This is a genomic window from Mesorhizobium sp. J8 (assembly GCF_016591715.1).
In the GTDB taxonomy this organism is placed as follows: domain Bacteria; phylum Pseudomonadota; class Alphaproteobacteria; order Rhizobiales; family Rhizobiaceae; genus Mesorhizobium.
The window spans coordinates 1305047-1327839 of sequence record NZ_AP024109.1; the positions used below are offsets into that span (position 1 = coordinate 1305047).

Annotated in this window: 15 protein-coding genes; 2 read left to right on the forward strand and 13 right to left on the reverse strand. The window is 63.1% G+C overall.

The annotated features are described in order from the left end of the window. Positions 1–8: 8 nt before the first annotated feature. Positions 9–815, reverse strand: a complete 807-nt coding sequence (locus tag MJ8_RS06040; RefSeq protein WP_201413536.1) for a SapC family protein — start codon at positions 813–815, stop codon at positions 9–11. Positions 816–1069: 254 nt separating this feature from the next. Between MJ8_RS06040 and MJ8_RS06045 the strand changes: the two genes are divergently transcribed. Beyond that, complete coding sequence (locus MJ8_RS06045) at positions 1070–1345, forward strand: DUF6916 family protein (RefSeq protein WP_201413537.1); 276 nt, start codon at positions 1070–1072, stop codon at positions 1343–1345. On the opposite strand, the gene MJ8_RS06050 is transcribed toward MJ8_RS06045, so the two are convergent. The 6 genes from MJ8_RS06050 to MJ8_RS06075 all read right to left on the reverse strand — a co-directional run bounded on the left by MJ8_RS06050 (position 1324) and on the right by MJ8_RS06075 (position 16727). After that, positions 1324–1863 (reverse strand): GNAT family N-acetyltransferase, encoded by a 540-nt coding sequence (locus MJ8_RS06050; protein ID WP_201413538.1) that lies wholly within the window; start codon positions 1861–1863, stop codon positions 1324–1326. The two genes, MJ8_RS06045 and MJ8_RS06050, sit on opposite strands and share 22 nt — an antisense overlap. A gap of 17 nt (positions 1864–1880) precedes the next feature. Next, on the reverse strand, positions 1881–3191 hold the full coding sequence (locus MJ8_RS06055; protein WP_201413539.1) for a hypothetical protein: 1311 nt from the start codon (positions 3189–3191) through the stop codon (positions 1881–1883). A gap of 29 nt (positions 3192–3220) precedes the next feature. Further along, the gene (locus MJ8_RS06060) at positions 3221–3748 is read right to left on the reverse strand and encodes a phage tail protein (RefSeq protein ID WP_201413540.1); all 528 of its coding nucleotides are present in this window, start codon (positions 3746–3748) and stop codon (positions 3221–3223) included. A 10-nt stretch (positions 3749–3758) separates the two neighbouring features. Beyond that, positions 3759–4262, reverse strand: a complete 504-nt coding sequence (locus MJ8_RS06065) for a phage tail protein (RefSeq protein WP_201413541.1) — start codon at positions 4260–4262, stop codon at positions 3759–3761. Between the two features lie 12 nt (positions 4263–4274). After that, positions 4275–4787 carry a phage tail protein gene (locus MJ8_RS06070; protein ID WP_201413542.1) on the reverse strand — a complete coding sequence of 171 codons (513 nt, stop codon included), beginning with the start codon at positions 4785–4787 and terminating at the stop codon, positions 4275–4277. A gap of 207 nt (positions 4788–4994) precedes the next feature. Further along, positions 4995–16727, reverse strand: coding sequence for a hypothetical protein (locus MJ8_RS06075; RefSeq protein ID WP_225248149.1), 11733 nt, complete (start codon positions 16725–16727; stop codon positions 4995–4997). Positions 16728–17070: 343 nt separating this feature from the next. On the opposite strand from MJ8_RS06075, the gene MJ8_RS06080 reads away from it, so the two are divergent. Further along, positions 17071–17583, forward strand: coding sequence for an invasion associated locus B family protein (locus tag MJ8_RS06080; RefSeq protein ID WP_225248150.1), 513 nt, complete (start codon positions 17071–17073; stop codon positions 17581–17583). Positions 17584–17857: 274 nt separating this feature from the next. Here the strand turns inward: MJ8_RS06080 and MJ8_RS06085 are convergent, their stop codons facing one another. From MJ8_RS06085 to MJ8_RS06110, 6 genes are read right to left on the reverse strand one after another with little or no spacing between them, the layout of a single operon-like run. Continuing rightward, positions 17858–18214 (reverse strand): hypothetical protein, encoded by a 357-nt coding sequence (locus MJ8_RS06085; RefSeq protein ID WP_201413545.1) that lies wholly within the window; start codon positions 18212–18214, stop codon positions 17858–17860. Positions 18215–18227: 13 nt separating this feature from the next. Further along, a complete protein-coding gene (locus MJ8_RS06090) occupies positions 18228–19205 on the reverse strand; it encodes a branched-chain amino acid ABC transporter permease (RefSeq protein WP_201413546.1) in 978 nt (325 codons plus the stop codon). Continuing rightward, positions 19205–20068 (reverse strand): branched-chain amino acid ABC transporter permease, encoded by an 864-nt coding sequence (locus MJ8_RS06095; RefSeq protein WP_201413547.1) that lies wholly within the window; start codon positions 20066–20068, stop codon positions 19205–19207. Before MJ8_RS06095 ends, MJ8_RS06090 begins: the two co-directional genes overlap by 1 nt. Beyond that, positions 20068–20793 carry an ABC transporter ATP-binding protein gene (locus MJ8_RS06100; RefSeq protein ID WP_201413548.1) on the reverse strand — a complete coding sequence of 242 codons (726 nt, stop codon included), beginning with the start codon at positions 20791–20793 and terminating at the stop codon, positions 20068–20070. Before MJ8_RS06100 ends, MJ8_RS06095 begins: the two co-directional genes overlap by 1 nt. After that, on the reverse strand, positions 20790–21524 hold the full coding sequence (locus tag MJ8_RS06105) for an ABC transporter ATP-binding protein (RefSeq protein WP_201413549.1): 735 nt from the start codon (positions 21522–21524) through the stop codon (positions 20790–20792). The genes MJ8_RS06100 and MJ8_RS06105 overlap by 4 nt, the downstream gene beginning before the upstream one ends. Before the next feature lie 9 nt (positions 21525–21533). Beyond that, complete coding sequence (locus MJ8_RS06110) at positions 21534–22766, reverse strand: ABC transporter substrate-binding protein (RefSeq protein WP_201413550.1); 1233 nt, start codon at positions 22764–22766, stop codon at positions 21534–21536. Positions 22767–22793 lie beyond the last annotated feature (27 nt).

Below are 22793 nucleotides of genomic sequence, written 5' to 3' on the forward strand. Positions count from 1 at the left end.
GTCGCCGCTCATTTCCAACCCTGCTTGCGGATCGACGCCTGGTGGACCAGTGACGACCAGCTGTTGGAGGAGGCGAGATGGCAATAGACCAGCGCCAGAGCCCCTGATTTCCTCAGATCGAGGAAGGCTTCGTCGGCCAGCTTGTTGAGCGCCTGCTCGTCGATCACTTGGAAGTCGGTGAGATTCAGCACCTCGCCGCCTTCCAGCGTCACCTTACTCTGGCGCGGCGCGAACAGGCCGTGCGCGTCGATCTTCTCGACCATGGCGCGGGTGGCGTTGAAATCGTTCTGGAACTGGCTGCAGAAGGCGAGCGCCTGCCTGGTCGCTTCGGTCGGTTCGGTGCCGTTGAAGAACAGCGCGAGCTTGCCGGCATCGTCACGAAACGGCGCCACGAGCTGGTCGACGACGCGGTCGCTGGCCCGATCGACGCAAAGCGTCAGCCGGCCGGAGGTGGCGGATTCGTCCGCCAGGATGAACGGATAACGCCGCACATAGGCCGGAATGTAATGCGGCTCGGTCCAGCCGCCGTCGGCATCGACGAACAGGTTTTCGTTCTGGCGCAGCCCCGTGATGATCACCGGCGCCTTGGCAGGGCCGATGAAGACGATCGGATAGGAGCGCATGGCGCCCGGCATTTCCGATGCCGCAACGGGGATGGCATGCGCCGCGCGGGCAAAGCCGAAATCGGCGCGCGCAGTCAAACCGAGCGAGCCGTGGCGTATCGGGCTGAGCGCCTCCGGCTTCAAGTAGAACAGCGGCAGCGCATTGCTGGCCGCACCCGGCGCCGGCGCCTTCTCGGTGTTGGCTTCGGCCATGCTTCGTATCTCCGCGCGGTGCTTCAAAAGCCATGGATAGCATGACACTTATGAGGGGTTTAGGCCAGCGCAGGGGTTGGCGCAATGGCTGGAATGGTTCACGTCCGATAGAACTTGGAGCCGCTTCACTCCTTTCCAGAGCAATTCCGGACGGAAATCCGCTGCGCACTTTTCCAGCGATGATCGGCGCGCTATGGACAAGACGAGGCTCGCAGGAATTGGCAGCCGAAGCAAGTGATCGAGGGCGGACGACAATGGTTTCGGTTGCGGATTTCGATCAGGCCGTCGGCCAGACATTCATCGTCGAGACGAATGGCAAGATGGTCGCGCTGGAGTTGAGCGCGGTAAGGCGGATCGCCAACAGCCCGCGCGAGGGCGGCGGCTTCTCGCTGCTGTTCAAAGGCCCGCGCGAAATGCTTTTGCCACAGGCGACCTATCACTTTGTCGGCAGCGAGCTTGCCCATGACATCTTCATCGTGCCGATCTCCGGCGACCAGACGAGCTATACCTACGAGGCAGTCTTCAACTGACCGTCCGTTCCGGCCGGTAAGCCAGGCCGCGCCATCAGGTCGTAGACACCCTTGTCCTCGACGACCTCGAAGCCGAGCCGCAAATAGAGACGATATGCCGGATTGTTCTTCTCGACATGGATCGAGACAGCCTTGCCGACGGCGGCCGCCTCATCGATCAAGTCGTTGAGCAAAGCGGTGCCGAAGCCCTTGCCGCAATGCTCGGGCCGAAGGGCGATGTCGATGATGCGGTGCTGGCTCGGCCAACGCTCGAGATAGAGGCGGCCGATCCGTTCGCCGCCACGCTCCACCACCAGCCAATCCGCTTCCGGATAGTGGCGCCGGTAATGCGCGCGCTGCGCCTGGAACTGCATGTCGAGAAACGCGGCTTTCTGTGCCTCGCTCCATGCCGTCACGGCCAGTTCCTCCATCCGCGTCGATGCGTAAAGCGCACCCAGGAACGGTATATCGGCATCCGTCTCAGGCCGCAGCACAAGCTCGGCCGCTAGCGCACGCCTGAAGATTTCAACGGCTGCCATTCCCTGCCCGGGAGGTCTCAGACCGGCGGCGTCAGATCGCGCACCACTGCGATCTGTTTGAGGTTGCTGGTGGCCAGCGCCGTCCAGCCCCACTCCCACTCGGAGCTGTCCATTGCCATCTGATTGATTGTCCAAAGGCCATTCGAGCCATCGCCTGTGATCATCATCGAGAACAAGGCAAGGCGGCCATCGGCATTGTAGTCGAGCGACAATCGGGTGTTGGCGCCAGAAGCGTTGAAGTCACGCCATCCCGACCAATTCTGGGTGGCCGCATCATATTGGGCATTGAAGGAGTGAACGTGCTGCTGGTCGGAAGCGACCAGCATGATATCGCCGTCGCCCTGGATACCGGCGCAGAGCGTGTATCTCGGAACCCTGCTGAAGCCTGGCGTTGCCCAGGCGGTCCAGGTATCGGAGCCGGCCGGCTGCTGCTTGGTGTGCAGGACTTGACCCGGCTGCGTCATCGCAAAGAGATTGGTAGAGCCGAGAGGCCCCACGATCGGCGCCATTTCCGTGAACTTGAAGCCGGCGTCGATCTGTATCCATGGCGTCCAGTCGGCGACCGTCAGCGCCTGAGCCTTGGCTTGCTGGCAGCGGTAGAGAGCAAGGACGGAGTTAATGCCGAACAGCGCTATGCGGCCGTCTGCCTGGCGGATTGACGTCACCGCCACGAGCTGGCCGGTGAGCTGTATCCAGTCGCTCCATGGCTTGGCGGGGGGCGCAAGCTCATCGACGGTGACGACGATCGGCGTCGAGCTGCCGGGCGGCGTGACGGTCTTCTGCACCTGAACGATGACGTCGGGATTCTGGTAGATCCACCAGATGCGGCCGAGATTGTCGGTCACGAATATCTCGATACGGCCATCGGCGTCACGCGCCATCGTGAGCTTCTGATAGAGGACCGCGCCGGGCGGCGCGCCTATGCTGACTGGCGGATTCCATTTCTCGATCGGGCCGACCTGGTTCGGATCTTCGCTAATAAAATAGAGGGCAGGGTTTCCCGCCATCTGGGCGATGATCGCGACCCGGCCATCCTTGGTCAGGCCCGCCGTCATCGTGGCGAAGGCGCCCGGCGCGATGGGAGACCAGTCTTGCGCCCACGGTCCGTTGGGGGATGTCTGCGCCTTCTGGATCAGCCGCCCGGCCGCGTAATCGATGCCGACGACCATCAGCCGCGACAGCTCGAAGAAGGAGGTGCCTGCAGGCATGTGCTGGTAGACCGGCGGGACGCCGGGCCGCCGCGAGCGGGCGGTGCCGGCGCTGCTTTTGGCCCGCCTCGCGGCCTTCGCGCTCGGCGCTTCGGACTTTGGTGCTGCTTCCTTGGCCATGATGTCGGTCCTGCCCTGTTGGCGCGATGTCAATTTCTCGGCGGGAAAACGCCTTGCAGCGCGATGCAGAAATAACAGGTGAGATAAGGCTGCATATTGTTGTGCGGCTGGTCGCCGCCGGCTGGAGCGAGCGCGTTGGCGTTCATGGCGACCAAATTGGCATTGGTGGTCTTTTGAAATACCTGCCCGCCAATGGATGTCGCCAGCGTGATGTTGGGGGTGAGAGTGCCTTGCGTTCCGTTTTCGACGGTCGCGCGCATCGCATGGTTGTGCATCGGCATTTCAGATTCAATCAGGGAAACGGTTTCCGTACCGCCGGTTTCGCCGAGATCATGCAGCGAGAGTCCCGGGCCTTGACCTGGATGCATCGGCGAGCGGCCTTGCAGGTCGGGCAAGGCGAAGTTCGACTTGCCGTTGCCGCCATATGTGGTGCCGAGGAGCGAAAACAGCGCCGTGTTCTGCGACAATGGCAACAACTGGCCGTCGCACCACGCCCAGCCCTTGGGCGCAAAATTGAACGGGAAAATGCGGATTTCAGCGACGAACGGATCGGCCATGGCGATTCTCTCAGGTCTGCGACGGGAAGATGCCGAACAGCGAAATGATGAAATTGACGCAGAGATAGGGCTGAAAATTCGTGTGCGGCTGGTTGCCACCGACAGAGGAGATGGCCGATGTCGCCATGATCGCGTCGGCCGTTTCCGCTGCGTAGAGCTGAACCAGGGTCGAACTTGCCAGGACATTGTTCGCCGGCGAAGCTTGCGACCCGTTGCCGATGTTGCCCAAGAACGGATGGGAATGCGCCGGAATCTGCTGGATCGTCAGCGTGATCTCTTCGGCACCGCCGGTTTCCGCGAGGACGAAGCCGTTGCCCTGGTGGAGCGGGACCCGGCCGCGCAGATCGGGCAGCGCGAAGGTGCTTTCGCCGTCGCCGCCATAGGTGGTGCCGATCAGATTGAACAGCGTCTCGTTCTCCGAGATCGGCAAGAGCTGGCCCTCGCAAAACATCCAGCCGGCCGGCGCGAAATTGCCGGCAAACATGCGGACTTCGCCAACATAGGGTTGTGCCATGATCGCTAATCCTCAGGTCGGCGAGGGGAAGATGCCCTGCAGGGCAATGCAGAAACTGAGCGCCAGAAAGGGCTGCATGTTGAGATGCGCCTGGCTGCCGCCGATGCTGGACACGCTTCCCGCGTTCAGTGCCGCCAGATTGTTGGCGAGGCCGTAGACATTTCCTGGGTCGTTCGCCAGGACGTTGCCTACATTCGCGAAATTCGGGTTGGCGGAGTTACCTTGGGCGGTTGAGGCATTCGCAACATGCGTATGTTGGGGCAGTTCGCTTATGGAAAGCGTGTGCGCCTGCTCGCCGCCTCGCTCGCCAAGCGTATGACTACCGCCGACATGGATTGGAATGCGTCCCCGGTAATCGGGCAAGGCGAAATTCACCCGGCCGTCACCGCCGAAGGTGGTGCCGAGGAGCGAAAACAGCCCCTGGTTCTGGTTGATGGGCAGAAGCTGTCCATCGCAGAGAGCCCAACCTTTCGGCGGAAACCCGAACGACATGATCCTGATTTCGGAAAGAAATGGTTCCGCCATCGCCGCCCCTCCCGTCAATGGACAAGCACGGTCAGTCCATCCGCAAGAGTTATCTTGCGGTGTGCATACAATCAGTGCTTAAACTTTTCTGCTAATCGGAGTAGATTTTTCTTCTTCTATAGAACAACCGATTTCAGTACTTTGCAAGCTCGTTTTTTTAGCTTTTCTCTATTGAAACCCGATTTCCGTGACAAAGCCGGGTCCGGTTCAAGGTAGAGGGTTGGTGGTCGGCAAGGGCGCGGCGCTTTGGCCGTATTGGATGCTGCCGCTGGTGCTGCTGGTGCTGAACTTGGTCGGATCGTTGATGCCGTTTGCGTCATCCAACTCGCCCGCGTTTGCGCCGGCAGTTGCGGCCGACTGCGTTACCTTGAAGACGCCGTAAGACTGTTTGAGACGCACATATTGGCCATTGCCGGCCTGCCCGGCGATGTTCGAGAAGGAATTGCCCTGAAGGTTGAGCCAGATGGTCGGGAACGGGCCGGCACCGGGCGGACTGGCGATGTCGGTAACCTGGTTGTCCTGAATGGTTATAGCACGGCTGCCGTTGATATGATCGAAGACATTGTTAGTGATGGTAAGATCGGTCTCGCCGCCGCCCGTGGCCTGACCGCCAAGGCCGACATTGACGGTGATGCCGGGACCCGTCGCGATCTGATAGATCTGGTTGCCGTCGATCAGATACTTGCCGTTGATGGCACCTTCGTTCTGGATCGTGATGCCGCTTCCGACGGTAGAGCCCGAGTTGAGGACGGCGTTGTCGCCGATGATGTTGTTCTTGATCGTGCCGCTGACCGTCCTGGTGAACGGCGCGTTGCCGTTGTCGAAATGATTGATCGCGGTCGAACGCTGGCCGATGAAGGTGTTGTTCTCGATGTCGAAGGTAAGCGACGTTGAAACAGGATCGGTCGAGACGTCCACGCCCGCATTGTTGTTCGTGAACGTAGCCCCGGACACATTCACCGTCATGCTGGTGCCGCCCGAGTTGGCGAACAGGCCGGTTCCCGTAATGATATGGGTTGCATCTGAAACGGTGTTGCCGGTGAACGTGCCACCGGTCACCGTCAGCCCCATAACGGACGAGCCCAGCCCCAGGAAATTGACGAGATTGCCGTGGGGTGAGGTGGCATTGCCATTTATACCCACACCATTGGCAGAAATCGTGTTGTTGACGAGCTGCAGGTTCGTCAATGTTCCGGAGTTGTTCGAGATCTGAATCTCGAATTCGTTGTTGTTGCTGATCACCGAATTGCTGATCGACGTCGCATGGGCGCCGTTGGAAGCGGTTCCGGTCAGATTGGTGATGTTGATACCGGACTCGTCCGTCGCCGGGTCGTCGCCGTTGAGGGAGATGTTCAAGCGGTTCAGCACGAAGCCGTTGATGTTCGAGCCGCCGATGCCGTCGCCCAGATTGTTGGTGAGGTTCATATAGGCGAGATGGACGTCCTGGGTGTTGGTGAGGCTGACGCCGTCGCCCGTCGAATTCTGGATCGTACCGCCCGAGCCGTTGTTCGTGCCCCCGCCGTCGCCGGTGACGGTCAGTCCGCCGCTGGCGCCGGTGTTGTTGAGCACGATGCCGTTGGCGGCGCCGTTCGACGAAATGCTCCTGAAGGTCAGGCCCGGGGCGCCGATCGTGGTGTTGGCGACGTTGAGCGCGGTGCCCGTGCTCGAGTTGATTGTATTTGGGCTGCCGCCGGTTGTGACCGTCACCGTGCCGCCACCGGTTGCGTTGAAGCCCACGCCGGACGTGGTGTCGATGTCCAACCCGCCGCCGGAGAAGTTGATGGTGGCGCCTGTGTTGCCGGTCAGGTTGACGGCGGTGCTGGCGCCGGTGGACAGCGTCTTGGAGCTGCCCGAGAAATTGATCGTGCCGCCGCTGTTGGCGTTGACGAGGATGCCGTTGGCGAGGCCGCCCGTTGCAGTGATCGATCCGGACAGCGTCGTCGTGCCGCCGGTGCGGTTCTGGATCGAAACGACGTTGTTCGCAGTGGTCTTCGAAATGGTGCCGGCATAGGTGATGGTGCCGGCGCCGCCATTGACATTGAAGCCGACACCGCTCGGGTTGGTGATCGAGGTGTTGGCGTTGAAGGTGAAATTGCCGCTCGAGCCATTCACGATATCGATGCCGGCATCGCCGCCGTTCAGCGTCGTCGTGCCGTTGAAATTGTAGGTCCCGTCGGCGTTGTCGAACTGCAGGCCGGTACCGTTGGTCGCGGACAGCGTGCCTGTGTTGAAGGTGATCGTACCGGAGTGACCGCTCCCTACCGACAGTAGGGCTTGGCCGGCGGTTGCCTGGGTGACGTTGCCCGAATAGACCAGATTGGCGCTGCCGCCGCTAACGGCGATGGCCGCGGCGCTGCCGCCCACCAGTCCGCCGGCGCCCAGATTGATCGTTCCCGATCCGGTGACATTGGTGAGAATGACCCCGCTGCTGCCGCCGGAGCCATTGCTCGTCGACGCGAAATTGACCCCGCCAGCCGCGACTATCGCGGCGTTCATACTGACCGCGACGCCGGTGCCAGTCGAGATCGCGTTGGCGTTGGCGCCGGTGCCGACGCTGAACGTACCTCCGCCGGTGATATTGAAGCCGGTGCCGGAGGTGGTGGTGATCGCCAGGCCGCCATTGCTGAAATTGACGGTGCTGCCGGCATTGCTGGTCAGGCTTACCGCAGCGTTGGCACCGGTGCTGAGCGTCTTGGTACTGCCGGAGAAATTGACCGTGCCGCCGCTATTGCCGCTGACCAGGATGCCGTTGTCCGCGCCGCCGGTGGCGCTCAGATTGCCGGACAATGTGGTCGTTCCGGCGGTACGGCCTGAAATGATGACGACGTTGCCGGACGTCGTCTTGGCGATGCTGCCGCCATAGCTGATATCGGCCGTGCCGCCGCTGACATTGAAGGCCGACCCGAGGGCGCCGCTCAGCGCGCCGGAGCCGAGATTGACGGAGCCGGTGACGTTGCTCAGGGCGACATTGGAGGTGCCGCCGCCGGACGATGTCGAATCAAGCGAGACGTTGGCGGCCATGCTGACGAGGCTGATCGCCTGACCGTTGGCCGCATTCACCGTCTCGCTGCCGCCGGTGGCGCCGATGTTCATGGTTCCGGCCACCCCGAGAATCCCGGTTCCGCCGGTGGTGTCGATCGTAATGCCGCCGGTGAAGCCAGTCGTGCCGCCGCTCTGCGAGACACCAACCCCGCTCGATGTGTCGATATTGGCAAGGCCGCCAACATTAAGCGTACCGCTGGCCCAGCCGATGCCGCCGCCGATCGACGCGGTGTTGTTCACGGTCACCGTGCTGAAGTTGAAGGTGCCGGTGTTGGTGTTGACCGCACTGATGCCGGCGCCGGTCGTGCCGGTGACGCTCGTCGCGCCGGTGACGGTGAAGGTGCCTGCCACGCCATCGAAGATGATGCCGTTCGTCCCGCCGGTGGCGTTGACGCTGGCCACCGTCATGTTGACCGTCAGCGGATCGAGATTGAAGGCGGCGCCGTTGGTGGTGTCGACCGAACCGCCGCTGCTGTTCAGCGTGAAGATGGTGCTCGCGCCCTTGGTGTCGACAAGCACGCCTGTGCCGGCATTGTTGGCGACGGTGAAGGTGCCGAGGTCGAGCGTGCCGCTGGTGTTGGTCAGGTTCAGGCCGTCGCCCTGCACGCGCGCGCCCGTCGTGCCGACGGTCAGCGTGCCAGCGTTGACGGTGCCGCCGGCGCCGTTTGAGTCGAACGTGACATTGCTGAAGGCGATGCCGCCGCCGGTGCCGCCGGTGACCGTGTTGCCGGAGAAGGACCTGACAGCGATCGAGTTGCTCGTCGGGCCGATATTCTGGCCGGCGAAGGACGCGGCCAACGCCGCTCCGGTCGACTGCAGCGTGTTGTCGTCGATCGACAGCAGCAACGTGTTCGCCGGCGCGCCGGTGGTGGAGAAGTCAAGCGCATTGCCGCCGGCGGCGATGTCGTTGTCCCTGAGGAAGAAGCTGGAGGCCGAGGTGGCATTGACGAAGATGCCGTCGCCGCTGCCGATGTTGCGGATGATCAGGTTTCCGACGCCGCCGGTAAAGATACCTGTGCCGCTGGTCGCGAGGTTGATCACCGAGGTGGCGTTGTTGCTCTGCAGCACGGGCCGCAGCGTGTCGATGCCGGCCGGCGCATCGACGATCGTCGAGCTTTGCACCGTGGTGAAATGGAACACCCCCGACGCGCCGCTGCCGGCAGAGACGCCGAGCTGGGAAACATCGATGGCCGCATCGCCGCTCTTGAAGGCGAGCAGCACTTGGCCGTCATCGAGCTGGAACGTTCCGCCGCTCAGGTCGAGGGTTTCCTGGCTGCCGTTGACGTTCTTGTCGATCAGAACGATGACGTTGGCCGTCGAGGCCTGGGCCTGCGCAAGGCTGCCTGGATTGGCAAGACTACCGTCACCGGTTCCCGAAATGTTGCCGTCGAGGTCGACGTAATAGACGTGGATCGAGGCCAGGTTCGAGGTATCGCCGGTGAAATTGACGTCGTTGAAATTGTAATCGCCATTGGTCGGCAAGGCGTCGGTGGCGTGGATGACCTGGCCACCGGTGGTGGCAATCGACGATTCGGCCGGACCCTGGCCGTCACCGAAGACAAGCTTTGCGTTGGTCGTGCTGGAGAACTGGACGCCGTAGCCGACATTGGCGATGGTCGAGGTCTGGCCCGCCGGACCGGGATTGTTGTTGACGGTATCGCCGAGCTGGATAGTGCCGGTGCCGGTCGTGCCGGCCATGTCGATGCCGATCGAGCCTGCCGAGCCGCCGCCATCGACATCGAAGTCGCCAGCCGTGATGGTGCTCGAACCGAGCGCGGCGCCGTTGAGGTCGAGGCCGACCGCATTGGTAGCACTGGCGGCAATGCCGATTTTCAGGCTGCCGAAATCCAACGCCGAGCCGAGCGTGCCGGAAACGTCGACGCCGCGCGAGGTGATGCCTTCCAGGTCGACCGCGCCGAGATCGAGCGCGCCGCCGCCGACATTGTTGAGCGAAATGCCGGTTGCCGCGCCATTGCTCGAAATCGTACCGAAGGTGACGCCGCCGGCGCCGATCGTCGCGTTGGCGAGGTCAAGCGCGGTGCCGGTTCCCGTGGTGATGATGTTGCCGGCGCCGCTGACGCTGACGGTACCGGCGCCGAGGGTGCTGGCGGTGAATCCCGCGCCGCTTGAGGTGGTGACGACCAGGCCACCATTGGTGAAGTTGAGCGTGCCGGTGCCTTCGCCCGGCCCGATGCTAGGCGCCTTGACGATGGCGCCGTTGCTGCCGCTGCTGGTGTCGAAGATCTTCGAGGTGCTCGAGAAGGTGGCCGTTCCCTCGGACGATCCGTCGAACAGGACGCCGACGCCCGTGCCGGTATGATCGATCGTGCTCGAAATATTGTAGACGCCGTTGGCGTTGCCGCTGAAGGTGAAAGCCGCCGTCCCCGGCGCGGCCGCCGTGGTCGAAACGACCGAGCCGCTCATGTTGAGCGCGGTCCAGTCGCCGCCGCCGGCCTGCAGGACACTGCCGGTGTCGACCTTGATTGAACCGTTGTAGTTCAGCGTCGCGTGGACGAGGTTGTTGCCGCCGTTCAGGCTTATGGCCGAGCCGGTGGTGCTTGTCGTTGCGCCGATGCTGGCGCTGCCGCCGTTGCCGCCGACATTGATGGTGCCGCCCTGGAGGCCGTTCGTCGCAATGCCGACCGAGCCACCATCGATGGTCAGGGTGGATCCGGCGACATTGGCGATATTTATGGTGCCGACCTGCGGACCGCTGATATCGAAGCCTCTGTAGCTGACGTCGAGATCGGTCGTGCCGGTGAAATTGACCGCGCCGGTGCCGCTCAGGCCGCTCAGCGAAGCGCCGATGTAGCCGGTATCCCTCAAGCCGCCAATGTTGACGTCGCCGGCGAGGCTGATACCCCCAAGCAGGACACCGGCGGCGGCATTCGTGGAGACGGCCGAGACGCTGTCGAAGGTAACGCCGCCAGCGCCGACATTGGCGCCAGACAGGACAAGACCATCGGCGCCGGAATTGATCTTGTTGCCCGTGCCGGTGACGGTGATGGTGCCGGTCGCAAAATCTCCGAAGGCGACGAAGCCGGCGCCGGTTGTCGTCGTTATATCGAGACCACCATTGGTGAAGTCGATAGTGGAATTGGTATTGGGGGTCGGCGTACCCGATATGTAGCCACCGACGACGCCTATATCGACACCATCGGTCGCGCCCGAGCTGATCTGCTTGGTCGCGCCCGAGAAGGTGATCGCGGCCGAGTCGTTGCCGGCAATGACGATGTTGCCGCCCGCGCCGGCAAGGCCGTCGGTCAAATTGCCCGACAAGGTTACCGAACCGCTGGTCATGCTCTGGATCGACACGGCCGCGCCCACACCGTTGCTGGCGATCGTGCCGCCATAGGAAATGGTCGCGTTGCCGCCGCTGGCAGCGGTGGCCGAGCCGACATTGAACGACGTGCCCGCACCCGTGTTGGTCAGCGTGCCGATGCCGAAATCCGCCGTGCCGGTCAGGTTCTGCAGGTCGATGCCGTTGCCAGTGCTGAAGGACGCGGCGGTCGAGGCGAAGTTGATATTGGCCGTTATCCCGTCGAGCGCCACCGCTTGCGCGCCCGTGGCGTTTATCGTCCCGGTAGTGACATTGACCGTGCCGCCGCCGGTAGCGCTGAATGCCGTCGCGCCATTCGTGGTGATGTCTACATCGGCGAAGCTGGCGGTGGCGCCGGTGTTGTTGGTAAGCGAAACCCCATTGCCGCCAACCGTCACCTTGTCGGTGAAGTTGACCAGGCCGCCGGTGCGGTTGGCGATCGAGATGCCGCCGCTCGCGAGCGTGCCGGGGGTCGCACTGTTCGGCAAGGCGCCGTGCGTGAGCGTGATGTTGCCATTGCCGCCATCGGCGTTCAGCAATGTGCCGGCAACGTTGATGTTGTTGTTGGTGATCGACAGGTTGGTGGTGAGGCTGTCGACCTTGAACGCCGTCTGGCCCGCCGCGACGTTGCTGACCGTAACACCATCGATGAAGATGCCGCCGGCGTTGCCGAACCCGGCAGCATTCTGGTCGATAAGGAAGACCGAGCCGCTGGCGCCGCTGAAATCAAAGGCAGTGTTCTTCACCTGGTTGTTGCCCAGCAGATGCATCAAGTCGCCGGTTCCGGTGACCACGCCCTCGTCGCCGGTGACATTGCCACCGGTAGCGCCGAGATTGCCCTGGACATTGATCGGCTGGACCGTGCCGGAGGTGAGGATGGAGTTGCCGTTGCCGAAGCCGTCGATCGACTGGCCCGAATCGAGCGTGAAAGGCGTGGAACTGAGGTCGACGGTGCCAACGAAGGCGAAGGTCTGCGAACCCACCATGGCATCGGCAGCGGCCACCGAAATGGTGGTCACATCGGCGCTGAGCCCGTCCGTGCCGGCGGTGATCACGCCGCCGTTCTGCGACACCATGATGACGCCGCCGACAGCGGTCGCCAGGTGGGCCTGGCCGGTGAAGGCGACGTCGTCGAAATCATAGTTGCCGAGCGTCGGATCGAGCCCGATCGTGTTGACCGTGTAGCCGCCAGCCGCTGCAGTGATGGAGGACTGACGCCCGTCGGCCGAGGTGCCGTCACCGAAGGTGAAGTTGGCGTTAGCCGAGGTTGCCGTGGTGCCGCCCGACGACAGTTCGACGCCGACACCGGTATTGCTGATGCTGGAGCCGCGCAGGAAGGTGATGGTCTTGTTGCCGGTGGTCGACGAAAGGTCGATGCCGCGCGAGGTGAGATCGCCGGTGCCATTGATCGTTGTCAGGCCGAAATCGGCCGTCGTGGACGAGCCGCTGAAGTCGATGCCGGTCTGGTTGGCGCCGGCGCCCATGATCACATTGGTCGTGCCGAAGGCGACATTGGCATTGGTGCCGCTGAAATTGATGCCGGTCGCGTTGGCCGTCGGGCCTAGCGTCACGCTGGTCGTGCCGGTGAAAGCTACCGAGCCGGCATTGCCTGATATGTCGATGCCGCTGCCGGCAGCACCCGATACCGTCACCGAACCGAAGCCGACGCTGCTGCCGGCGGCGGTGTTCGAAACCGACACGCCCGTGCCGGTCCCGGTCGAGGTGATCGGGCCGCTGAAGGCCACCGAGCCGCCGGTGATGCCATCCACCTTGACTGCCGTGCCGGGCGCGCTCGCCGAACTGGAGATAGCGGCCGAAACCGTGACTGCCGCGCTGCCGCCGGAGACGATCACGCCGTCGCCCGTGCCGCTGTTGGTGATTGTGCCGCCAATGCCGATCGTGCCGGTGTTGTTGGTCAGGCTGACATCGGCGCTGGCAACATTGGTGGTGACGAGATTGTTGACGCTGACCGTCGCTGCGCTGCCTTGAACCAGCAAGCCGGGGCCTCCGCCCACCACGGTGTCGATCTTCGTCGTGCCATTGAAGCTGTAGGTGCCGCTGGTGATGCCATTGAGGCTGACGGCGACGCCGCTGACGCGGTACAGATCGACGCCACCAAAGGTGACGTTGCCGCCGCCGGTGTTGCTGATGGCGATGCCGGTCGAAACACCGCCGCCCGAGCCATCCACGGTGACGCTGGAGAAGTTCACCCCGGCCGCGCCGATCGTCATGCCGGCGATCTGGATGCCCTTCTCATCCGGCCCGAGACCAGTCTCCACGGTGTTGCTGGAGCCCGTAACCGTCAGCGTGCCGCCATTGACCGCGCTAAAGCCGAAGCCGCCATCGGCTGCCAGATCGAGGCCGCCGGTAAAGTTGATCGTGCCGCCGACATTGTTGACGAGATCGATCGCGTTGGCCGCGCCGGTGCTGGCCGTGATCTTGCCGCCGAAGGTGGCAGTGCCGCCTGTCATGCCACTGATACGCACCGCGCTGGCCGCTGTGGCCTGGTTGATGGTTCCGTTATATGTGACGTTGGGCGTTGCACTGTTGATGTTGAAGGCCACATCGCCCGTGTTGGTGATGGAACTCGCGGCGCCGAAGGTCAGCGTTCCGCTCGAACCGGTCCAGATCGCCACGCCTCGGCCGCCGCCGCTGATGTCGAGATCGTCGAAGGTTGCGCTGCCATCGAAATTGTTGGCGAACAGGGCGACATTGCCGGCATTGGTGATAGACGTTGCGCCGGTGAAATTGGCGGTCGCGCTCGAATTCACCAGCGCGATGCCGGTCTGGCTCGCGTTCTGGATGTCGAGATCGTCGACCGTCACCGTGCCGGTCACGCCATCCAGGACGAGGCCGGTCGCGACATTACTGACCGACACGCCCTGGACGGTCAGGCCGGCAATGCCGGTGGCCTGGATCCCCGCGGCGCTGCCGCCCGAAATGTTGAAGTCGAGCAGCGCGCTACCGCTGCCCGCCGTCACGACATCGCCGGCGCCGGAATTGGTCAGTGTCGCCGCGCCGCCGGCATCCGAGACGACCTGGTCATGCTGGATGTTGTCGCCGGTAACGTTGACCGGCACGCCGCCCAGCGAGAAGGTGCGACCATTGCCGAAGGAGGCCAGCGTCTGTCCGGCGCTGAGCGAGAAGCCGCCGGCAATGTCGATTGGCGAACCTTCATTGACCAGTACGAAGATGGCGTTGGCGTCGGTATCAAGATCGGCCTCATCGATGGCGAGCAGGCTTGATGTCGAAGAGCCGTCACCGGACGATCCGGCGGCACCGACGAAGATCACATTCTGCTGGTCGAAGAGTTGGTCGCCGCTAAACGTAGTCGAGCTGAACGCATAGTGACCCAGCGTCTGGTTCAGCCCGCGCGCGTCGAGCGATGCCGTTTGGCCAGCGATCGAGCCGCCGCCGAAGGTGAACTCCGCATTGGCCGAATTGGCGAGCGACCCCGCAATGCCCAGGCGAACGCCGGTGTCGACGCCGGAGATATTGCCGCCGTTGGTGACGGTGATCGAGGCGTCGCCAGTGGTGTTGGCGAGATCGATGCCGATCGAGCCGGCCGCAATCGGCCCCTGAGCGCTGATGTTGAGCGACTGCGCGGTGAAATTGGTCTGGCTGTTCGAGAAATCGAGGCCGGCCTGACCTGCGCCGAGCCCGGAAATGACGATGTTGCCGGCCAACACTGTGGCGTTGACGCCGCTGAACGACATGCCGTCGGCGCCAGGGTTGGTGATGGCGATGTCGCCGAAGCGGATCGATGCCGGGGAATTGCTGATCGCGATCGCCGGACCAGTGGTGTTCGAGATGGTCGTGGCGCCGTTGACGGTGAAGCTGCCCGACAACTGGTCGAGAATGACGCCCGAAACGCCGCCGCTCTGGGTGATGGAATCGAGCACGACATGGGCGGTGATCGGGTCGATGAAGACGGCGGCGCCGCCATTGCCGGAAATTGCGCCGCCGGTGGTGGTGAAGCTGCCGCCGCTCGACGTGCCCTGCACCGTTATGCCGCGATCGGTGTTGTTCTGGGCATTGACGGTGGCGAAGGTGTAGGTGCCTTGTCCGGTGATATCGAGGCCGTCGTCGGCGTTGCCATTGAGCGTCGTCGTGCCGGTGAAGTTGTAGGTGCCGTTGCCTTCGATATGCAGGCCGTCAAGACCGTTATTCTGCGACGTGAAGTTCGAGGCGCTGACAGTGGGCGAGTCGCCAGTGAAGTCGGCGCCGCTGCCGCCGACGCCGTCGACCGTCACGTCGGTCAGCTTCGTGCCGGCGACGTTGTTGCCGAAGATGCCGTCGCCGCCGCCGGTTATGGTGATGTTGCTCAGCGTGTTGTTGCTGGCCAGCGTGATCACGGGGTTAGCGGCATTGGTGCCTTGGATGGTGCCGTTGCTGCCGCCGAAATTGTAGGTGCCGATGCTGCCGTCGGCGAGCTTCGCCTGGACACTGCCGCCGCCGCCGATGACGGTCTGGCCGGCGGCGAGATTGACACCGCCGGTGGCGATATTGCCGTTGCCGCCGAGCGCGACGATAAAGCCGTTGCCGCCCGCCTTGGTGACGGCGTCGTCCAGCGTCGTCGGATCCCCGAAAGTACCCGCGCCGGCCAGACCGCCATCGGCGAAGTAGAACAGGCCGAAGGCCGCGTTGGTGGCGGCATTGATCGCCACGCGCGTCGTCGTGTCGGAAACCCTGTCCTGGTGCTCCAGCCTGACACCGACATCGCCGCGCACTCGCTCGTTGAGGCGCTTGCGCAGGCCCGGGTTGACCGTGGCGACCGGCTCGAGATCGTCATCGGCGGAACCGCCCTTGCCGGGCACGTTGAACGGCACCGTCAGCCGGATACTGCCGGCGAACTGGGTGTCGTCGCGATTGTCGTTGCGCACCTCGCCGGTGAAGGTCAGCGACGTGCCTTTGCCGACGACGTCGCCGATTGTGTATTCGATCCCTGCCTTGGCGCCGGTGATCGAATGGTCGTCGCCATCGGGATCGGCGAAATGATAGGCGCCGACATCGAAGCGCAGAGACTGGTTTTCCGGCAGGTCGATCGGCGCCTGGACGCCGATCTCGCCCTCGATGCCCCAGGCGGGATAGGTGCGATGGTCGATCGTCGATATCTCTTCGAGCAACTGGTTGCCGACAAGCGACAGAGTCGAATCGCTGCCGTTCGAGCCGCGGTCCTTGCTGATCGGTAGATAGAGGTTGACATGCGCGTCGTATTTCGAGGTGATCGCCTCGAGGCCGAGCGTGGTGGCGACGAACTGGTGGCTGTCGTCGTTCTGGACGTTGAGATAGGCGTAGCCGCCGATCATCAGATCCGGATTGACGATGCGACGGACGCCCAAACCGACATCCTGGCCGAATCCGTTGTCGAAATCATATTTCGAGCGAACGTCGAGGAACAGGACCGATTCGAGGTTCTGCCTGATCGGCAGGAAGCCTTCGAGCGCCGAATAGCCGCTGTTGCTGTTGGCGCCGATGATGGCGCGGACCTGCGGCTGCCACAGCCCGGCATCCTCGGCATGCGCGGCCAGGCTCGACAGAGCGAGAGCGACAGTCGTCAGCGCGGAGGTGCGCAGCAAAATGCCTGACCGGTGGGACGCAGCCAACGCTCCGCCGAGCCGCGTTTGACGCTCGGCGGTCTTCCTCCGACGTTCAGTCAGCCCCACGCGCGAGCGCATCTACCTGTCCCGGCTGCCGCCATTCTCTTTCACAGGAATGGCGGATACTATTGTATTGCACGGCAATGCACGGCAATTAATGGTCGACATGCCGCACTAACACAGAAAATCGGAGTCCTGTTGTAGTAGAGCAACACCGCGTTTATCACTAACGACTCCAGCTTCTCTGAGCCGGCTACAAGAACCTGAAGATAAAATGCGACAATCGGAGTGTATATTAGTGGATGTTAATGTATATGGGTGGTTGAGACGTCTGCCCGTTGGCCTGTGTACGCTTCTTTTGCTGACGAGCCTTGCCACGGCCGAAGAATCCAGGGCGACCGCGACGAAGTCAACGGACGCAAATCCCTGGGCAGTCAACTGCTCCTCGGGGCCAACCGGCACAGAGCTGCAATGCCAGGTCTCGCAGAACCTGACCGAAGCCAAGACTGGCCAACGGGTGCTGACCGTGACCGTGCGCCGCCAGCAGGACGCCGTCGGGTTTGCCATGCTGCTTGCCCTGCCGCACGGGCTGTTCCTGCCTTCGGGTGCTTCGTACCAGATCGACGGCGGCAAGAAGGCGACCGTCGCGATCCAGACCAGCGACCAGAATGGCGCCTATGCCGCGGTGCCGCTGCCGGCGGAACTGGTCAAGGCGATGCGGTCCGGAACCACGCTGAATATCGGCATGGAATCGGTGACGCGCAAACCGGTCACCATTCCGGTTTCGCTAAAAGGCTTCGGCGCTGCGATCGACAAGATTGAAGCGACCAAGTAAAGGCGGTGCAGATGACCGTCGCACCTCGCTGTCATCTGGCAAAATTTGCGAACAGGCCAGCAGCTTTGCCGCTCCGGAATTCGATCGCAGTCGCAGGGGCAGATCGTCAGTGTCGGATACCAAGGGTCGGCTCAATCGTGGTGGTCGAAAGCCGACGTTTCGCATTCGGCCTCATTTCGGTCCTTCGTCACCCTGATGCCGTATCTCGAAATTCGAGAGAGTTACAGCCGCCCGCTCCACTCAAATATTGACGCAACGAAGCTCGACCGCGTTGTCATGCCGTCCCAGACAGGCGCTTGAGTGGAGAGCGTGCTACAATTTGTGAAACATATTGTGATACAAATACTTGTGATACAAATACGCGACCGCGATCAAAAAATGAAATAAAAACAATATACCAGGTATGCAACGATCCCAGCCAACGGTACCATCGGCTTTTCGCTAAATCAGGGATATTGCCGAATAGGCGATTCGGAACCGTCGCGGCTGCGAAGAACCCTGTGCGGCTCGTTGCGGCAAGAGCTTCAGGGTCAGCAGCGCGGGTCGCCGGGCCGCCCCGGCATTTTGATACAGACGATGCTGGCTTGAAGCTCAGCCCCTCGACGACGAACTCCTCTTGGCCCATGACCATCGCTGCTCCCGGATCAGGCTGGGCTCCTCGTCGGCGTCGCGGGCTTTTGCGCCGTCGGCGCCAGCCTTTCGAGGATCTGGATCAGGCCGCCCGGCGCAAGCCTCAGCACCAGGATCATGGCGACCGCGATCACGATGTAGCGCGCGTCCTCGAAGCCGCCAATCCCCGCCATGGCTTCGCTGGCGAAAGTGAGCGCCAGCGCGGCGATCACCGGGCCGAGCACGCTATTGATGCCGCCGATCAGCACCATCGAGAGCACCAGCGACATCGTTCCGAAGCCGAAGACCTCGGGCGAGGCGACGCGCAGATAGACGGTGTAGAAGCCGCCGGCGATGCCGGTGAAGATGGCGCTCAGCACCAGCACCGAAATTCGCGTGCGCGCCACCGAGATGCCGCGCGCGGTCGCATAGTCCTCGGCGTCGCGCACCGCCTTGAGCGACTTGCCGAAAGGCGAAGCGGCGACAAGGATCAGGAAGGCCGTGGACAGGCCGAGCAGGATCAGCGCCAGATAGTAATAGCCGAGCTTGTAGTCGCGGATGAAGCTGTAGTCGCCGATGGTGAGGAAGGGCAGGCGCACCATGCCCTTGGCGCCGCCCGTGAGGTCGGCCTGGCTGAGCACCAGCTGCATCATCAGCTGGTTGACCGCGAAGGTGACGAGCACGACATAGATGCCTTTCAGACGGGCAACCGGCGCCGCCATGATTACGGCCGAGATCGCCGCCGTGATCGCGCAGGCAGGTATCGCAAGCCAGGGGTTGACGCCGGCGGTCTTGGTCAGGATGGCCGCCGTGTAGACGCCGATGCCGAAGAAGGTCATGTGGCCGAAATTGAAGATGCCGCAATGACCGAGGCTGAGGTTCCAGTTCGACGCGATGATGGCGTAGATGAAGGCGATGATGAAGAGGTGTCTGACATAGCCGTCGGTGAAGACCTGCGGCACGAAAGCCAGAGCCACGAAGAGCGCAAGCAGCAGGAGGTGGTTTCTGGTCATCATCTCTTTCCGAATATTCCGTTCGGCCTGAGCAGGAGGACGAGGATCATCAGCAGGAAGAGCGCGAACGGCGTCCAGTAGAGGCCGACCCATAGCACCAGGAAGGCCTCGATGAAGCCGATCAGATAGGCAGCACCTGCCGTCGAGCCGAGGCTGCCGAGACCGCCGAAGATGACGACGATCATCGCCTTGGTCAGCGGCTCGCTGCCCATGGCGGGGGTGATGAAGCGGATCGAGCCGAGAAGCGCGCCGGTGAGGCCCGCGAGCGCCGCCGAGATGGCGAAGGCGAGCGCGAAGGCGGTCGGCACGTCGACGCCGATCAGCGCCGCCGAATCCTGGTTCTGGCCGACGGCGCGCAGGCTGCGTCCGATCTTGCTGGAGACCGTGAAGCGCCACAGCGCGACGAGAATGATGGGCGCCGCCACCAGCAGCAAGGCTTCATGCGCGGAGATTGCATTGCCGAACAGCCTGATCTCGCCGTTGACGAGAGGCGGAAGCTGCTTCAGGCGCGGCCCCCAGATCATCTGCGCGCCGCGTTCGAGGATGATGGTCACGGCGAGCGTCGTCATGGCCGTGACGAGCAGCATGTTGCGGCTGGCATAGAACGGCCGGATGACGAGCCGCTCGATGACGATGCCGATAAGGCCGGCGCCGAGCGTGCCGGCGACGACGCCCGCGACAGGGCCGGCGCCGACCGCTTCGCTCACCGTCCAGGCGATGAAGGCGCCGACCATCATCAGCGCTCCATGCGCGAAGTTGAAGACGCCGAGCGTCGTCCACACCAGGCTGAGCCCGCTCGCCATCAGGGCATAGAGCGAGCCGAGCACCAGGCCGGAGACCAGCGTGGCGAGGAGCGTATCCATCAATGCGTTCCTCCTTCGCCGAAATAGAGCCGCATGACCTCCTGATGGTCGGGCGCGCTCGCGCGGTCGATCTCGCGTATGACGACGCCATGCTCCACCAGATAGAGGCGGTCGGTGAGGGAGAGGAGGAATTCGATGTCCTGCTCGACCACGATGAGCGGCACGCCACGTTTGGAAATCTCGCCGATCGCCGCGCCGAGCTCTTCCTTGAGGCGGGGAGAGAGGCCGAGTGTCGGCTCGTCCAGCATCAGAAGGCGCGGCGCGCACATCAGCGCGCAGCCGATCGACAGCATCTGCCGCTCGCCGCCCGACAAGGTCTTGGCGAGCTGCGTCTTGCGCTCGGCGAGGCGCGGGAAGAGGGCGTAGACCTCGTCGAGGCGCTTCTCGGCGCCGTTGCTTGCCCGATTGCTGAAGGCGGCCAGTTCGAGCGTCTCCGCGATGCGCATGTTGCCGAACAGCGTGTTGCCCTGCGGCGCATGGATCAGGCCGGCCTCGACGATGGCCGGCGGCTTGCGTCCGGTAATGTCGGTGCCGTCGAAGGTGATCGAGCCTGCCGTGGGTCGCACCAGGCTGGAAATGGTCTTGAGCAAGGTCGTCTTGCCATGGCCGTTGGGGCCGAAGAGCCCGATCGATTCCTGCGGTCCGATGTGCAGCGAAAGACCGTGCAGCACGCGCATGTCGCCATAGCCGGCTTGCACGTCCTTGACGTCGAGGAGGGGCATCATTGCTTGCGCCCTCCGAGATAGGCGGTGACCACCGCCTCGTTGCGGACGACCTCGGCCGGATTGCCCTCGGCCAGGACCGAACCCTGGTTGAGGACGATGAGCCGCCGGGAGATCGAAAGGAGCAGGCTGAGGACGTGTTCGATCAAGAGCACGGTCACGCCGGAGGCGTTGACCGCGACGAGCAGCCTGTCCAGGCTCTCGATCTCGGGCTTGGTGAGGCCGGACGCGGGCTCGTCGAGCATCAGCACTGCCGGGCGCGACATTAGCCCCGAGGCGATCATGAGCTGCTTCTTTTCATAGACCGACAGGTTGCGCGAGGGGATGCCGCGCCGCGTGTCGGCAAACCCCACGAGGCCAAGCACCTCGTCGGAACGCGCCCTGGCCGCGGCGCGGCCGAGCTGGCCGTTATAGGTGCCGCAGACGAGCAAGGTCTCGTCGGCCGTCAGATCCGGGAATTCCGCATCCTTCTGGAACGTGCGGGCAAGGCCTGCACGGGCGATGCGGTGGGCGGGCCAGCGGTCTATCCGCTGGCCCTGGAAGCGTATCTCGCCGGAGGTCGGGCCAAAAGGAACACCGGTGATGAGATTGAAGAGCGTGCTCTTGCCCGAGCCGTTCGGACCGGCAATACCTAAAATCTCGCCGCGCGCGACGCCGAAGCTCACGCCGTTGACGGCCTTCAACCCGGCGAAGTGCTTGCTGGCGTCGACGACCTCAAGGATCGTGTCGTTCATCGGACCGTGTCACTTCATCCAGGCCGGCTGGACGAAGTCGCCGGTCGCATATTTGCCTGGATAGAAGAGGACGCGCTTGCCGTCCTGGATCTGGTAGAACTGCAGCGGGACGCCGTCGGTGTTCTGCACCGACAGATGGGTCGCCGGATCGAAGGTGATGCGTCCGATCGAGGTCTGCTTGTCGGTCTTGCCGATCTGTTCGCCGATTTCCTTGCGCTTGGCCGGGTCGCCGACCTTGGCCAGCGCGTCGGCGTAGATCATGACCTCTTCATAGGTCAGCGCGCCCGCGCCGCCGGGTTCGATGTTGTACTTCGCCTTGTACTTGTCGAGCACCTCCTGCGCGCGCGGGTTCTTCGGCGACAAAAGCAGGCCACCCAGCATGTTGTAGACCACGCCGGACGATTTCTCCTTGGTCAGCTTCAGGAATTCCGGAACCGACGGCGCGTATTGGATGAAGACGAGGCTGTCGGTCGGATTCTCCATGAATTGGGTCATGAAGGTCGCGGCATTGGCCGACAGATAGTCCGTGTTGATCAGCAGCGCCGGCGGGTCCTTGCGGATCTTGCCGAGGAAGGCGCGCCAGTCGCTGACTTCGCCGAAGGGCACCAGATCGTTCTGCGTGATCTCCCAGCCGTCGGCGCCGAAGGCCTTGGCCATGCCTTCCGCGATGCCCTTCGAATAAGGGTTGTCGGACGAGATGATCGCGGCCTTCTTGTTCGGCAGCTTGATCTTGCCCGTCTCCGACAGTTCCTTGATCACCGGGACGATCTCGGTGTTGTAGCCGTCATAGGACGGGGTCAGCGACCATATGGTGGGGAAGTTCTCGGGGTTCGGCGCGATGATGTCGTGGGTCTGCTGCGAGTTGGCGGCGATCATGTAGACCATCTCCTGCTCGGCCATCATCTCGATCTCGAAATTGGTGCTCGAGGCATAGTTGGTGAACACGCCGCCCATGTCATGGTCGCCGAGCAGCCGCTCGACCGCGGTCGCGACCTTGTCGGGATTGCCGTCGCCGACATCGGCCACGACGACTTCGAAAGTGTGGCCGGCGATTCCACCGGCGGCGTTCAGCTCGTCGACGGCAAGCTTGGCGCCGTTGACTATTTCCTGGCCGTCGGCGGCGGCCGGGCCGGTGAGCGGCGCGAGCACACCGAGCTTCACGGTGTCGGCATAGGCGAATGCGGATGTGGCGAAGAGCGCCACGATCGATACTGCTCCCATAAGAACGCGTCTGGTGATCATTTCGTTACCCCTTGATATTTTGCTTTG